The sequence below is a fragment of the Seonamhaeicola marinus genome (genome assembly GCF_008085455.1).
Map to the genome: position 1 here is coordinate 1 of NZ_VSDQ01000657.1, position 320 is coordinate 320.

General features: G+C 25.3%; 1 protein-coding gene. It reads right to left on the reverse strand.

Going from position 1 to position 320, the window contains the following annotated elements:
• On the reverse strand, positions 1 to 215 hold a 215-nt coding region (locus tag FUA24_RS11050; protein WP_148542249.1), incomplete at its 3' end, for a DUF2911 domain-containing protein.
• Positions 216 to 320 lie beyond the last annotated feature (105 nt).

Sequence of the window (320 nt, forward strand, 5' to 3'; positions counted from 1 at the left end):
TTATTATAAGGTACTAACGCCCCAAAAATTTCACGTTCTTTTTTAAATGGTCTGTTATAAAACACCTTTAGCCTTAAATCATTCAATTCAAATTTTACAGTATCTTTAGGACTGAGGCGTTTATCAAAAATATTTTCAACAAAAACAGAATACAATAATAAGCCTAAAGCAATAATAGATAATAGTATTAATATTCGTTTTAAAAAGGTGTTCATGCAGCAGTATTTTTAAGCAGCAAATATAATTTAAAACTATTAACTGCTAAACTGCTAACGCACAATTATTATGTTTTGTTATTTATTTTAAAAAAAATTAACGGT